The organism is Pseudarthrobacter raffinosi, from assembly GCF_023913835.1.
Lineage (GTDB): Bacteria > Actinomycetota > Actinomycetes > Actinomycetales > Micrococcaceae > Arthrobacter > Arthrobacter raffinosi.
The window spans coordinates 52306-65809 of the sequence record NZ_JAMXBG010000008.1 but is presented as its reverse complement, the minus strand read 5'-3'; the positions used below and the strand labels follow the sequence as shown (position 1 = coordinate 65809).

The following is a 13504-nucleotide window of genomic DNA, read 5'->3' as shown; positions in this document are numbered from 1 at the left end:
CCCCGAAGAAGTGGACAAAGGAACAACATGATCACCAGAAAACTCAGCCTGGCCGCCGCCGTCGTGACCGCCACGGCACTGACTCTGACTGCATGCGGGGGCGGTGAGACCCCGTCGGCGGACCTCTCAACGATCAACGTGATGGCTCCGTTCCTGGAAGCACAGCCGCCCACACCTGACGGAGCCGTGCAGCAGAAATTGGAGGAACTCACCGGCAAGGACGTCAACATCACCTGGACGCCGAACGCCTCCTACGAAGACAAGATGAACATCACCCTTGCCTCATCTGAGATCCCGCACGTCCTGGTGGTCCAGAGCAAATCCCCCGGGTTCGTCAAGAACGCTGAGGCCGGCGCCTTCTGGGACCTCACGGACAAGTTGGACGAGTACCCCAACCTCAAGACCACCTTCCCGGAGGTGCAGAACAACGCCAGCGTTAATGGCAAGGTCTACGGCATCTTTCGGGCACGCGGACCGATGCGTGCGGCCGTGATGTTCCGCCAGGACTGGCTGGACAAGCTGGGCCTGAAAGCTCCGGAAACCACGGAGGATCTCTACAACGTGGCCAAGGCCTTCACCGAACAGGACCCGGACGGCAACGGGCAGGATGACACCTGGGGCATCACCATCCCCAAATGGGGTGCGCTGGGATCCAACAGCCCCTACGACATCATCGAAGAATGGTACGGCGCCGGTAACCGGTGGACCAAAAAGGACGGCAAGCTGATCCCGAGCTTCGAGACCGAGGAGTTCCTCGAAGCCAACCGCTTCGTCAAAAAGATGTTGGACGAGAAGCTCATCAACCCCGACTTCGCCACGTTCGACGGCACTAAGTGGAACGAGCCGTTCTTCAACGGCAAGGGCGGCATCATTGTCGACGTCGACTCCCGCGTCAGTGTCCTCATCAACCTCTTCAAGCAGGCCAACCCCAACGACTTCGAAAACAAAGTGGGTTTCGTCGGCAACCTCAAGGGACCGGACGGCGAACTCAACGCACACCCGACCGATGGTTACTCAGGCTTCCTGGCCATTCCCAAGACCAGCGTCCGCACCGAGGCTGAGCTGAAAACGGTGCTGGAGTTCCTGAACACCATGAACGGCAAGGAAGTAGCCACGCTTTTCAACAACGGCATCGAAGGCGTGAACTTCGCCGTCGAGGACGGCAAGGCAGCCACCATCAAGCCCGAAACCCCCGAGGGCAAGGTCGTCAACACGGACATCAAGAGCTACGCGCAGCTGGGCACCAACGTCACCGGCAACAACTTCTACCCGGTCAAGCAGGCGTCGGATTACGAGCAGAAAGTCTTCGACAAGCGCGTTGAGGTCATGGCCGAGGATCTGAAGAGCGCCGTTTACAACCCGGCCGCGGCTTTCGTGTCACCCACTTACGTGGCGAAGGGCGCGCAGCTGGACAACATCGTGGCGGACGCCCGGATCAAGTACCTGGCCGGCCAAATCGATGAGCAAGGACTGAAGGACGCCATCAAACTGTGGAAGACCAGCGGCGGCGACAAGGTCCAGGAAGAGATCAACAAGCTCTGGCAGGACAGCAAGTAACAGACCTCCGGCGCCGCCCGGCCGGTCCGCACACCCTGCGGGCCGGCCGGCGGCGGATCCTTACCACCAGAAAGGAGGCCTGAATGTCGCAACTGACAGACGCACTGGCCTCGAACATCGGCGCCGGCGACGGAGCCGGCACGGAGTCCGGCCAAGGCAAAGCTAAGAAACCCGCCAAGCCCCCGAAGGTCCCGCGCGGCAAGTTTTCGATCCATCTCGCGCATTACAAATGGCTGTACCTGCTGTTGCTGCCCGGCGTGCTGTATTTCGCGGTGTTCCGCTACGCCCCGATGTACGGGGTGTCAATCGCGTTCAAGGATTACGTTCCGTTCCTGGGTGTGAACGCCAGCCCGTGGGTGGGGTTCCAGCAATTCCAGGATTTCTTCGCCAACCCGGACTTCGGCCGGCTGCTGGGCAACACCCTGATCCTGGCGTTCCTGAGCCTGGGCATCGCGTTCCCGCTGACCATTGTGCTGGCGCTGCTGCTGAACGAGGTCCGCCTCTCCATCCTCAAACGAACCGTCCAGACCCTCGTCTACATCCCGCACTTCCTGTCCTGGACCATCGTGGCGTCGCTGAGCTTCCTGCTCTTCGCCCTGGACTTCGGGCCGCTGTTCCTGTTCATCAACAACGTCCTGGGCACCGACATCGACTTCCTCTCCGACCCGGCCTGGTTCCGGCCGCTCATTGTGCTGCAGGATATCTGGAAGAACACCGGCTGGGGGACTATCATCTTCCTCGCCGCCCTGGCCACCGTGGACCAGGACCAGTACGAGGCCGCGATCATCGACGGCGCCGGCCGGTTCCGCCGGGTCTGGCACATCACCCTGCCCGGGATCCGCTCCACCATCATCGTGATGCTGATCCTGGCGATCGGGCAGATGCTCAACACCGGTTTCGAGCAGATCTACCTCATGACGAACGCCTTGAACCGCGGGGTGGCTGAGGTCTTTGACACCTACGTGTACTTCGTGGGCATCACCCAGGGCGCCTACAGCTACTCCACCGCCGTGGGTCTGTTCAAGTCCCTGGTGGGCATCGTGCTGATCTTCGGCACCAACGCCCTGGCCAAGCGATTCAACCAGAGCGGACTGTTCTAATGAAGATTCACAACACCACCGGCGGGCGGATCTTCGACGCCGCCAACTACGTCTTCCTGAGCCTGATCGGCATCATCACGCTGCTGCCGTTCGTCTACGTGTTCGCCGGCTCCTTCGCGACCGAAGCGGAAATCACCCGGCGGGCCTTCTTCGTCTGGCCCGAGCAGTTCAGTCTGGGCGCCTACGAATACATCTTCTCCACGCCCGCGTTCATCCGTGCCCTGGTCACCACGGTGCTGGTCACCGTTGTGGGCACCGTGGTGCAGCTGGTCCTGACCGTCACCATGGCCTACCCGCTGGCCAAACGGAACCTCCGCGGCCGCCAGCTCATCATGTCCCTGGTGGTCTTCGCCATGGTCTTCTCCGGCGGCATGATCCCCACCTTCCTGCTCGTCAAGGACCTCGGCCTGCTCAACTCCTACTGGGCGCTGATCCTGCCCGCGGCCATCAACCCGTTCAGCCTGATCATCATCAAGAACTTCTTCCAGGAACTCCCCGCCGAGCTGGAGGAATCGGCGAAGATGGACGGCGCCACCGAAGTAGGAATCCTCTGGCGGATCCTGCTGCCGCTCTCCAAACCGGTCCTCGCAACGTTCGCGCTGTTCTACGCCGTGGGCATCTGGAACGACTTCATGTCACCGCTGCTCTACCTGAGCGACAACTCCAAATGGACGCTGCAGATGTACCTGCGCCAGGTCACCGCCTCCTCCGACCTCCTCGGCACCGGCAACGTGGACCCCAACTACATCCCGCCCGAACAAAGCATCAAGTTCGCCGTAATCGTGGTGGCCACCCTGCCCATCCTCATCTTCTACCCCTTCCTGCAAAAACATTTCGCCAAGGGCATGCTCATCGGCTCGGTCAAGGGCTGACGGCCCTGGCCGCACCCTGAGGTGTCTGGTAACCAACAGAAAGCAACAGCATGAAAATCCTGCTCGCCGGAGATTCCACGGTGGCAAACTGCCCCACTTACGAGTACCCAATGAGTGGCTGGGGAGCGCACCTGCCCCGCCACGTGTACTCCTGGGCCGCGGTGCACAACTTCGCCAAGGGCGGTGCCAGCACGGAGTCCTTCCGCGAGGAAGGGCTCTGGGGGCAGCTGCTCGAAACCGCGGCGGAGGGCGACCTTGTCCTGATCCAGTTCGGGCACAACGACCAGAAGAAGGTCCACCTCGCGGCCAGGACGGGTTACGCCGCCAACCTGCGCACCATGGTGGCGGAGGTCCGTGACCTGGGCGCTGTGCCGGTGCTCTGCACGTCGGTGGAGCGCCGGCACTTCCTGGGCGGGCCGGCTGGACACTCCAGCGTGGACAGCGTCCTGGAGGACAGCCTGGAGGATTACCCTGACGTGGTCCGGGAGCTCGCGCTTGAGCTGCAGCTGCCAGCCGTCGACCTAAACGCCTGGACGCGTGCGCTGTATGTGGAGCTGGGGGTTGCGGAATCGCAGTCCCTGTTCTGCCACTTCGGATCGGGCGAGCACGCGTTCTGGCCGGCAGGGCTGGCGGACAATACGCACTTCTCCCAGCGCGGTGCGTCCCTCGTGGCGGCGGAGGTTGCCGCCCAGCTTGGGCGGCTCGGCTTCGGCCCGGGCGGGGCGGGCTCCCAGGACAGCGCGACGGCGGTACTTCCGACGGCGGTGCTCACGACGGCGGTGCTCACGACGGCGAGGCGGGGCTAGGTGGGCGCGCGGCAAGCCAGCACCGGGCTGCTCTACAGCAACCCCCTCGCCGGCCCGGCGGACCTGTCCGGCTGGGTGGCGGAAGGGCCGCTGAGCACGGGAAGCCACAACGGTGCGCTTGAGCTGTCCGGCTCGCTGGACGATGAAGAGTTCGCCGACCACGCGCACTGGACACTCTGGTGCCCCGAGGAGTTCCCTGACGGCATCCGGATCAGCTGGGAGTTCCTGCCCATCGCGGAGCCGGGCCTGGCCATACTGTTCTTCTCAGCCGCAGGCCACGGCGGCCAAGACCTGTTTTCGGCCGGACTCGAAGCGCGGACGGGCTACTACCCGCAGTACCACTCCGGCGATATCGACGCCCTGCACGTGTCCTACTTCCGGCACAAATACGAGTCCGAGCGGGCCTTCCGTACCTGCAACCTCCGGAAAAGCGCCGGCTTTGAACTGGTGGCCCAGGGCGCGGATCCGCTGCCGCCTACCGAGGATGCGGTGGATTTCTACCGGATGGGAGTAGTGAAGGACGGACCTCGTGTGGCCTTTGCCATCAACGGATTGCCGCTCTTTGAATGGTGGGACCCGTCGGACAAAGTGCTGGGCGGCGGCCGCATCGGCTTCCGCCAGATGGCACCGCTGAAGGCCGCCTACCGGAACCTCAGAGTGCAGAAAATCTGACCGGGGCTCGTCACATCCAAGGTTTTGAGCATGACGTTCTCCGATCCAATAGCAAGGTCATCAGTCAGGCCTGATGTTCTGGTTGAGCCTGAAGAAGTTCGTTGGGTCGTATTTTTGCTTGAGTGCCTTGAGCCGGTCGTACTTGGCGGCGCCGTATGCATGCCTGACGCGTTCCTCGCCCTCTTCCATGAGGAAGTTCACGTAGACGCTGGTGTGGTGGGGCGCCAGGGCAGACCAATAGTCCCGGGCCCACTGGCGCTCGGCATCGAAGCCGTCGGCGGTCTTGCTGTTGCCGTTGATGTTGAACGTGAACCCGGCCTGGCGGCCGTTGAAGGCGGTAGCACCGTCGTCGATCCTTCCCACCGCACCGCCCATCTGCCACAGGGCGACGCTGGTGACTGGCGAGGTAATGCGGCTGCCGTACTCAGCCATGACGTCGATGACGTCGTCGCTGAGGGCCGCGACGTCGCACGACCGGACGTAGTAATGCCAGCCGTGCGGGAACGACGGATCAAACGTCCTTTGATGCTCCAGGAATGGCTTGGGCCGGCAAAAATCGAGCACGGGCGAACCGAATTCCTTGAGCGGCCGCAGGACCCGTTCGCCCTCCTCGACCGGTCCCGCGAAGCAGGCCGTGACCGCAAGGACGCGCTTGCCCACCAGGTCTGGCGGGACGATCGGCAGTGCCGGGGCCCTCCGCTGCACGGCGATAGTCATGAGCTCGTCGGGACAGTCCGCGATCCAGTCCCGGTAAAAGCGGAGCACTTCGGGGGCATCTTCCATCGGCCAGAAGACCGGACCAGCCATAACGTAGGGGCCCACTGGGTTCAGCCGGAACTCGAAGTCGGTGACGATGCCGAAGTTCCCGCCGCCGCCCCGCACGCCCCAGAAGAGATCGGCGTTCTGATCCTCGCTGGCCCTGACCAGTTCGCCGTCCGCGGTGACCACGTCCACAGACAGCAGCTGGTCGATGGTGAGTCCGTGCTTGCGCATGACCCAGCCGATGCCGCCGCCCAGCGTGAGGCCCGCAACCCCGGTATGCGTGACGATTCCCGACGGGACGGCGAGGCCGAACTCCTGCGTCTCGCGATCGAGTTCGCCGAGCAGCACGCCGGCCTGGACGCGGACCGTCCGAGCCTCGGGGTCCACGCGGATGCCCTTCATGGGCCCGAGATCGATGAGCATTCCGTCGTCGCACACTGACAGCCCGGGAAAGCTATGTCCGCCTCCGCGCACAGCGGCCAGCAGATTGTGCGAGCGGGCGAACCGGATGGCAGATCGCACGTCTGCGACGCCGGTGCAGCGGGCTACGAGTGCGGGACGGCGATCAATCGATCCGTTCCACACCTTGCGGTGCTCATCGTAACCAGCGTCAGCCGGACGGACGAGGTCGCCCCGAAAGGTTGTTTGTAATTCATCGACAGCAACGCCGTCGATTTCCGTGCTTTGTGCCATGGGACTCACGGACCTTTCGCTCTTCCAGCAGAGTCCCACCGTTGGCACGAACTGGCAAGAGGAAATTGCGGGAGCTCGGGCGTCCCCGTCCGGGGCAAGCTGAGCCGCTAGCCGACCGCCTTCTTCACGAGCTCGACGATCCTTGTCTCGTCCTCGGCCGTGAGCTCCGTGAGGGCGAAGGCGGTTGGCCACATGGTGCCGTCGTCTAGGCCGGCCACGTCGTTAAAGCCGAGGGTTGAATACCGGGTCTTGTACTTGTGCGAGCTTTGGAAGAAGCAGACAACCTTGCCGTCCTTGGCATACCCGGGCATTCCGTACCAGGTCTTTGGTGTGAGTTCCGGGGCGCTGGCCTTGATGATGGCATGAATCCGCTCCGCCATGACGCGGTCCGGTTCCGGCATCTCGGCGATCTTCGCAAGCACGTCGCTCTCCCCATCAACATTGGCGCCGCGTGATCCGCGCCGTGTAGCCGTCTTGAGCTCCTGGGCCCGTTCCTTCATTGCGGCGCGTTCGTCTGCATCGAAGCCGTCGTACGACTTGGCGCTCGTGCCGGTCTTGTTCGTGTCCGTCATTGCGGGTTTCCTTCCTTGGCGGTCTCTTGGGGTCCACGCTAGTGTCCGGGCGTCAAGGAGGCTTCTCCAGAACTGCTCGAATCCATAACTGCTCGAAGCGGAGATCCCTAGCCGGCGAAGGATCCCTTCGCCGGGGCGGTGCTCTGCCGGACCACCAGTTCGGGGGTGAAGATGACGGCCCGGTGCTTTGGAGTGTTGGAGTCGAGTTCCTCGGCCAACAGCTCGATAGCCGTGCGCCCCAGCGCCTCGGTGGGCTGCCGGATGGAGGAGAGGGGTACCACCGCGGAGACGGCAAAGTCGATGTCGTCATAGCCGATCAGCGCAATGTCCTCGGGAATCCTCAGCCTGTGCGTCATGGTCAGCGACTGCATCACACCCAGGGCCAGGAGGTCGTTGGCGCAGAAGATGCCATCCGGCAGGTCCGCGAGCCCACGCTCCACGAGCATGTTGCCCACGCTCCGACCGGCCAGCACAGTCTGGCCGTCCGAATCCAGGACCTCCAGGGTGGCGTCCGGTTCCTCCTGCACGGCGCGCTGCGCGCCCTGCAGGCGGTCCGCCACCTGGCGGATCGAGGCGGGGCCACCCACAAAGGCGAGCCGACGGCGGCCGGTGTCCAGCAGGTGCCGGGCAGCGAGGTACCCGCCGGCGTCGTCGTCCACTGAGACGGAGCTGTACTTGCTCTCATCGGCGAGCCGGTCCACCAGGACGGTGGGCACGCCGCGCTCACGCAGCTGGTCGAGGCGGTCGGTGACGTCGCCGACGGGGGAGATGAGCAGCCCCTGGACGCGCTGTTCCTGGAACAGGTCGATGTAGTTGGATTCCCGGCTGGCGTTGTGGCCGCTGTCGCCGAGGAGCACGGCGCTGCCCTGGAGTGCCGCGGCGTCTTCGGCGGCCCGCACCACCGATGTGAAGAAGGGGTTGCCGACGTCGAGCACGATCAGCCCGATGGTCCTGCTGTGACCGGCGCGCAACTGGCGGGCGGCGTCATTGCGGACGAAGCCCAGCTCGTCGATGGCACGCAGGACCCGCTCCTTGGTCCGCTGAGAAACCCTGTCCGGGTAGTTCAGGACATTGGAGACCGTGCCCACTGCAACGCTGGCGTGGTTTGCGACGTCCTTGATGCTGGCTGAGCGATTCATGATTCTCCGTGCTTATATGCCGTGTGCGGCACTTTTCCCGTAGTTCCGGATGTGGTCTGGAAATTGCTTGACACCTACTTGACTTCAAGAGTACTTTGAATCGTAATAATGAAACGATTCAAAGCTTGGAAAGTTCAGGAGAGTTGCAGATGAGGGTGTGTTTCCGCTCCTCGGTCCAGCCAGGGCTGATCGACGAATACCGGCGCCGGCATGCTGCCGTTTGGCCGGAGATGCTCCGTGCGTTGAAAGACGCCGGCTGGAACAACTACTCGCTGTTCCTGGGCGCGGACGGGCTCCTGGTGGGCTATGTCGAATGCGACGATTTCGACGCCGTCCGGGCGCGGATGGCGCTGACCGAGGTCAATGCCCGCTGGCAGGCCGAGATGGCCACATTGTTCGACAATCCGGGCCAGGCCCCCGACGAAGGTTTTCAGGTTCTTGACGAAGTCTTCAATCTTGACCACCAGCTCGCGGTGGCGGAGTCCACCCGCAGCTGACGCATTGGCCCCGTTGGCGGGCCGCAAGAACCACATCACTAAACACCACAGCACAACAGGCCACAGCACAACAGACCACATCACTAAGGACCGGGAAGAAACCAACATGAATGACGTAGCAACGGCGCTGGGCAGGCTCGGGGAGCTTGCCATCGAGGTCCCCTCGTGGGCCTATGGAAATTCAGGCACGCGCTTTAAGGTGTTCGGCACGCCGGGCACGCCGCGGACGGTGCAGGAGAAGATCGCGGACGCCGCGAAGGTGCACGAGCTGACCGGCCTGGCCCCCACTGTGGCCCTGCATATTCCGTGGGACAAGGTGGATGACTACGCCGTCCTGAAGGAGTACGCGGCCGGCCTGGGCGTAGGCCTGGGCACCATCAATTCCAACACGTTCCAGGATGACGAGTACAAGTTCGGTTCCTTGACGTCGTCGAACGGGTCGGTGCGGCGCGGGGCCATCGCCCATCACCTTGAGTGCATCGAGATTATGCATGCCACGGGCTCGCAGGACCTGAAGGTCTGGCTGGCGGACGGCACGAACTACCCGGGCCAGGACGATCTTCGCGGACGCCAGGACCGGTTGGCCGAGTCGCTGCAGGAGATCTATGCGGGCCTGGGCGGGAACCAGCGGCTGGTCCTGGAGTACAAGTTCTTCGAGCCGGCTTTCTATCACACCGACGTTCCGGACTGGGGTACCTCCTACGCGCAGACCCTGGCGCTGGGCGATAAGGCGATGGTCTGCCTGGACACCGGCCACCACGCCCCGGGCACCAACATCGAGTTCATCGTGATGCAGCTGCTGCGCCTGGGCAAGCTGGGCTCCTTTGATTTCAACTCCCGCTTCTACGCCGACGATGACCTGATCGTGGGGGCCGCGGATCCGTTCCAGCTGTTCCGGATCATGTACGAGGTAATCCGTGGCGGCGGCTTCGGCAAGGATTCCGGTGTGGCGCTGATGCTGGATCAGTGCCACAACCTGGAGGAGAAGATCCCGGGCCAGATCCGCTCGGTCCTGAACGTCCAGGAGATGACGGCCCGCGCCCTGCTGGTGGACACCGCAGCCCTGAGCGAGGCCCAGCGGTCCGGGGATGTCCTGGCCGCCAACGGCTTGTTCAACGACGCGTTCTACACGGACGTCCGGCCCATCCTGGCCGAATGGCGAGAATCCCGCGGGCTGCCCGCGGACCCGATGGCCGCCTTCAAGGCCAGCGGTTACCAGAAACAGATCAACGAGGACCGCGCAGGCGGCCAGCAAGCCGGATGGGGCGCCTAAGCAATGACTACGGGAATCAATAAGACAGTCCAGGACCTCATCAGCCGTTCCAACCGCCTGGGTGCGGACAAGCGGAACACCAACTTTGCCGGTGGCAACACCTCGGCCAAGGGCACGGAGAAGGACCCGGTCACGGGTGAGGATGTCCAGCTTTTGTGGGTCAAGGGCTCCGGAGGAGACCTCGGCACACTCAAAGCGGGGAACCTCGCGGTGCTGCGCCTGGACCGGCTGAACGCGCTGAGGAATGTCTACCCGGGCGTTGAGCGCGAAGACGAGATGGTGGCCGCGTTTGATTACTGCCTGCACGGCAAGGGCGGCGCCGCACCGTCGATCGATACCGCCATGCACGGGCTCGTGGACGCCGCACATGTGGACCATCTGCACCCGGACTCGGGCATCGCTATTGCCACAGCGGCGGACGGCGAGGCGCTGACCACCAAGATATTCGGCTTCAAGGTTCTCTGGGTTCCGTGGCGCCGGCCCGGTTTCCAGCTGGGCCTGGACATCGCCGCGATCAAGGACGCCAACCCGCAGGCCATCGGCACCATCCTGGGCGGCCACGGCATCACCGCCTGGGGCGCCACCAGCGAAGAAGCCGAGGCCAACTCGCTCTGGATCATCGGGCAGGCCGAAAAGTTCATCGCGGAGAACGGCAAAGCCGAACCCTTCGGTGCCAAGCTGGCCGGCTATGGCGCGCTCCCGGAAGCGGAAAGAAAAGCCAAGGCCGCCGCACTCGCCCCGGTGATCCGCGGCCTGGCCTCCACCGACAAGCCGCAGCTGGGGCACTTCAGTGATGACGCCGTCGTGCTTGACTTCCTGGAAGCCGCCGAACACCCGCGCCTGGGCGCCCTAGGCACGTCCTGCCCGGACCATTTCCTGCGCACCAAGGTCAAGCCGCTGATCCTGGACCTGCCGGCGGACGCCTCGATCGAGGATTCCATTGCCCGGCTCCACGAGCTGCACGCGGACTACCGCGAGGACTACCAGGCCTACTACCACCGCCACGCGGTACCGGATTCCCCGGCGCTGCGCGGCGCGGACCCGGCGATTGTGCTGGTCCCGGGTGTGGGCATGTTCTCCTACGGAGCGAACAAGCAGACCGCCCGTGTCGCCGGCGAGTTCTACCTCAACGCGATCAACGTGATGCGCGGCGCCGAGGCGATCTCCACCTACGCCCCGATCGAGGAATCCGAGAAGTTCCGGATCGAATACTGGTCGCTGGAGGAATCCAAGCTGGCCCGCCTGCCGAAGCCGAAGTCGCACGCCTCCCGCATCGCGTTGGTGACGGGTGCGGCGTCGGGCATCGGGAAGGCGATTGCCACGCGGTTGGCGTCCGACGGCGCGTGCGTAGTGATTGCCGACCTGAACCTGGAGAACGCCCAGGCCGTCGCCGCAGAGCTCGGCGGCGCGGACGTCGCCATCGGCGTCCAGGCGGACGTGACCGACGAGGCCCAGATCGCAGCCGCCATCCAGGAAGCCGTGCTGGCGTTCGGCGGGCTGGACCTCGTGGTCAACAACGCCGGGCTGTCCATCTCCAAGCCGCTGCTGGAGACCACCGAGAAGGACTGGGACCTGCAGCACAACGTGATGGCCAAGGGCTCCTTTCTGGTCTCGAAGGCGGCGGCGAAGGTCATGATCGCCCAGGACATGGGCGGGGACATCATCTACATTTCCTCCAAGAACTCCGTGTTCGCGGGCCCGAACAACATTGCCTACTCCGCCACGAAGGCCGACCAGGCGCACCAGGTCCGGCTTCTCGCGGCCGAACTGGGCGAATACGGCATCCGCGTCAACGGCATCAACCCCGACGGTGTGGTCCGCGGCTCCGGCATCTTCGCCGGCGGCTGGGGCGCCAAGCGCGCTGCAGTCTACGGCGTGGACGAGCAGGAACTCGGCAAGTACTACGCCCAGCGCACGCTGCTCAAGCGCGAAGTCCTGCCTGAGCACGTGGCCAACGCCGCCGCGGTCCTCACCAGCAACGAACTGTCCCACACCACCGGCCTCCACATCCCCGTGGACGCCGGGGTGGCAGCAGCTTTCCTCCGATGAGCAGAACCGCATCCCATGCACAGGGCGGTGTCGACGGCGGCGGTACTTCCGCCCGCAGCGTGTTCGCCGCCGTCGACATCGGTGCCTCCTCCGGCCGGGTCATCCTTGGCCGGATCACCGGTTCCATCGTGGAGCTGGAAACGGTGCACCGTTTCCCCAACGGTGTGGTGGAGCTCGACGGCGGCCTCCGCTGGGATTTCGACGCCCTGTTCGCCGAGGTCCTCGCGGGCCTGAGCGCCGCCGCCACCGTGGCGGCCGTGCAGGGCGAGACCATCACGAGCATCGGGATCGACACCTGGGCGGTGGACTACGGCCTCGTCAACGCCGCCGGGGAGCTGACGGCGCAGCCGTTCAGCTACCGCGATGACCGCAGCCGCGCCGCCGTCGCGCCCGTGCACCGGAAACTGGACCCTGCCCGGCTTTACGGCACTACCGGGCTGCAGTTCCTGCAGTTCAACACCCTGTACCAGCTGGCCACGGAGCGGGATCTGGACGGTCTGCAGGCGCTGCTGATCCCGGACCTCATCGCATTCTTCCTGACGGAACAGCGCCGCACGGAATCCACCAACGCCTCAACCACAGGTCTGTTTGACGCCGTCGCGGGGGAGTGGGCCTCCGAGTTCCTCACCGCCCTGGGCCTGCCCAAAGACCTGTTCCCGCCGCTGATCGAGCCCGGCGAAACCGTAGGCACGCTGCTGCCGGAGATCGCGTCCAGGGTGGGTCTGCCGGCCGGCACCAAGGTGGTGGCCGTCGGCTCGCACGACACCGCCTCCGCCGTCGCCGCCGTCCCGTCTGAGAAAGAGAATTTCGCGTACATCTCCTCGGGCACCTGGTCTCTGGTGGGGCTGGAACTGGATCAGCCGGTCCTGACCGAGGCCAGCAGGGCAGCGAACTTCACCAACGAGCGCGGCGTGGACGGCACTATCCGCTACCTGCGGAACATGGGCGGGCTATGGCTGCTCAGCGAATGCCAGCGGACCTGGGCCGCGGAGGGCTTCATCCCGGAACTCGCTGATCTGCTGGCCGCCGCAGCGGCGTTGCCTCCGGGTGGCCCGCAGATCAATCCGGACGATTCCGCCTTCATCGCCCCGGACAACATGCCGGAGCGCATCCGCGCCACAGTCCGCCACACCGGGGAACAACTGCCTGATAACCCCGCGGCCATCACCCGCTGCATCATGGACAGCCTCGCCACGGGCTACGCGCGCACCATCGCGGACGCCGAACGCCTGGCAGACCGCACCGTGGACATCGTCCACATCGTGGGCGGCGGCTCCCAAAACAGACTCCTCTGCCAACTCACGGCCGACACCACCGGCAAAAAAGTGGTGGCCGGGCCGGTGGAAGCGACCGCCCTCGGCAACATCCTGGTCCAAGCCAGGGCCGCCGGGCACGTCAGCGGGGGGCTCACGGAACTGCGCCGACTGGTGGTGTCTTCGCACGAGCTGCAGACGTTCACGCCGCAGCTGACCCGCCTGTAACACCCGCCACCCAGCAGCAACCTATCAAGCG

The 13504-nt window shown here is 64.6% G+C and carries 12 protein-coding genes; 9 read left to right on the top strand and 3 right to left on the bottom strand.

The features are described 5' to 3' along the window. The first annotated feature begins 27 nt into the window (after positions 1–27). The 5 genes from NG697_RS09825 to NG697_RS09805 all read left to right on the top strand — a co-directional run bounded on the left by NG697_RS09825 (position 28) and on the right by NG697_RS09805 (position 5007). Positions 28–1557, top strand: coding sequence for an extracellular solute-binding protein (locus NG697_RS09825; RefSeq protein WP_252614084.1), 1530 nt, complete (start codon positions 28–30; stop codon positions 1555–1557). An 83-nt stretch (positions 1558–1640) separates the two neighbouring features. Beyond that, the gene (locus NG697_RS09820) at positions 1641–2657 is read left to right on the top strand and encodes an ABC transporter permease (RefSeq protein WP_252610661.1); all 1017 of its coding nucleotides are present in this window, start codon (positions 1641–1643) and stop codon (positions 2655–2657) included. Next, complete coding sequence (locus NG697_RS09815) at positions 2657–3529, top strand: carbohydrate ABC transporter permease (RefSeq protein WP_252610659.1); 873 nt, start codon at positions 2657–2659, stop codon at positions 3527–3529. The genes NG697_RS09820 and NG697_RS09815 overlap by 1 nt, the downstream gene beginning before the upstream one ends. Before the next feature lie 50 nt (positions 3530–3579). Next, positions 3580–4335 carry a rhamnogalacturonan acetylesterase gene (locus NG697_RS09810; RefSeq protein ID WP_252614083.1) on the top strand — a complete coding sequence of 252 codons (756 nt, stop codon included), beginning with the start codon at positions 3580–3582 and terminating at the stop codon, positions 4333–4335. Next, positions 4336–5007, top strand: coding sequence for a DUF1961 family protein (locus NG697_RS09805; RefSeq protein WP_252614082.1), 672 nt, complete (start codon positions 4336–4338; stop codon positions 5005–5007). It abuts the gene before it with no gap. Between the two features lie 60 nt (positions 5008–5067). On the opposite strand, the gene NG697_RS09800 is transcribed toward NG697_RS09805, so the two are convergent. The 3 genes from NG697_RS09800 to NG697_RS09790 form a co-directional block, all read right to left on the bottom strand. After that, on the bottom strand, positions 5068–6462 hold the full coding sequence (locus NG697_RS09800) for an FAD-binding oxidoreductase (protein ID WP_252610652.1): 1395 nt from the start codon (positions 6460–6462) through the stop codon (positions 5068–5070). Between the two features lie 107 nt (positions 6463–6569). Next, positions 6570–7034 (bottom strand): iron chaperone, encoded by a 465-nt coding sequence (locus tag NG697_RS09795; protein ID WP_252614081.1) that lies wholly within the window; start codon positions 7032–7034, stop codon positions 6570–6572. A 107-nt stretch (positions 7035–7141) separates the two neighbouring features. After that, a complete protein-coding gene (locus NG697_RS09790) occupies positions 7142–8173 on the bottom strand; it encodes a LacI family DNA-binding transcriptional regulator (protein WP_252614080.1) in 1032 nt (343 codons plus the stop codon). Between the two features lie 149 nt (positions 8174–8322). On the opposite strand from NG697_RS09790, the gene NG697_RS09785 reads away from it, so the two are divergent. The 4 genes from NG697_RS09785 (at position 8323) to NG697_RS09770 (ending at position 13473) form a co-directional block, all read left to right on the top strand. Beyond that, positions 8323–8670, top strand: a complete 348-nt coding sequence (locus NG697_RS09785) for an L-rhamnose mutarotase (protein WP_252614079.1) — start codon at positions 8323–8325, stop codon at positions 8668–8670. 106 nt (positions 8671–8776) lie between these two features. Next, positions 8777–9943: an L-rhamnose isomerase gene (gene rhaI / locus NG697_RS09780; protein WP_252614078.1), complete on the top strand. Its 1167-nt coding sequence runs from the start codon at positions 8777–8779 to the stop codon at positions 9941–9943. A 3-nt stretch (positions 9944–9946) separates the two neighbouring features. Then, complete coding sequence (locus NG697_RS09775; RefSeq protein ID WP_252614077.1) at positions 9947–11992, top strand: bifunctional aldolase/short-chain dehydrogenase; 2046 nt, start codon at positions 9947–9949, stop codon at positions 11990–11992. Further along, positions 11989–13473, top strand: a complete 1485-nt coding sequence (locus tag NG697_RS09770; protein ID WP_252614076.1) for a rhamnulokinase — start codon at positions 11989–11991, stop codon at positions 13471–13473. The genes NG697_RS09775 and NG697_RS09770 overlap by 4 nt, the downstream gene beginning before the upstream one ends. Positions 13474–13504: the final 31 nt, after the last annotated feature.

Bases quoted from the DNA above. Each gene is read 5' to 3' on its own strand.
- NG697_RS09825 (WP_252614084.1), top strand. From the start codon at position 28: ATGATCACCAGAAAACTCAGCCTGGCCGCCGCCGTCGTGACCGCCACG.
- NG697_RS09820 (WP_252610661.1), top strand. From the start codon at position 1,641: ATGTCGCAACTGACAGACGCACTGGCCTCGAACATCGGCGCCGGCGAC.
- NG697_RS09815 (WP_252610659.1), top strand. From the start codon at position 2,657: ATGAAGATTCACAACACCACCGGCGGGCGGATCTTCGACGCCGCCAAC.
- NG697_RS09810 (WP_252614083.1), top strand. From the start codon at position 3,580: ATGAAAATCCTGCTCGCCGGAGATTCCACGGTGGCAAACTGCCCCACT.
- NG697_RS09800 (WP_252610652.1), bottom strand. From the start codon at position 6,462: ATGGCACAAAGCACGGAAATCGACGGCGTTGCTGTCGATGAATTACAA.
- NG697_RS09795 (WP_252614081.1), bottom strand. From the start codon at position 7,034: ATGACGGACACGAACAAGACCGGCACGAGCGCCAAGTCGTACGACGGC.
- NG697_RS09790 (WP_252614080.1), bottom strand. From the start codon at position 8,173: ATGAATCGCTCAGCCAGCATCAAGGACGTCGCAAACCACGCCAGCGTT.
- NG697_RS09785 (WP_252614079.1), top strand. From the start codon at position 8,323: ATGAGGGTGTGTTTCCGCTCCTCGGTCCAGCCAGGGCTGATCGACGAA.
- rhaI (WP_252614078.1), top strand. From the start codon at position 8,777: ATGAATGACGTAGCAACGGCGCTGGGCAGGCTCGGGGAGCTTGCCATC.
- NG697_RS09775 (WP_252614077.1), top strand. From the start codon at position 9,947: ATGACTACGGGAATCAATAAGACAGTCCAGGACCTCATCAGCCGTTCC.
- NG697_RS09770 (WP_252614076.1), top strand. From the start codon at position 11,989: ATGAGCAGAACCGCATCCCATGCACAGGGCGGTGTCGACGGCGGCGGT.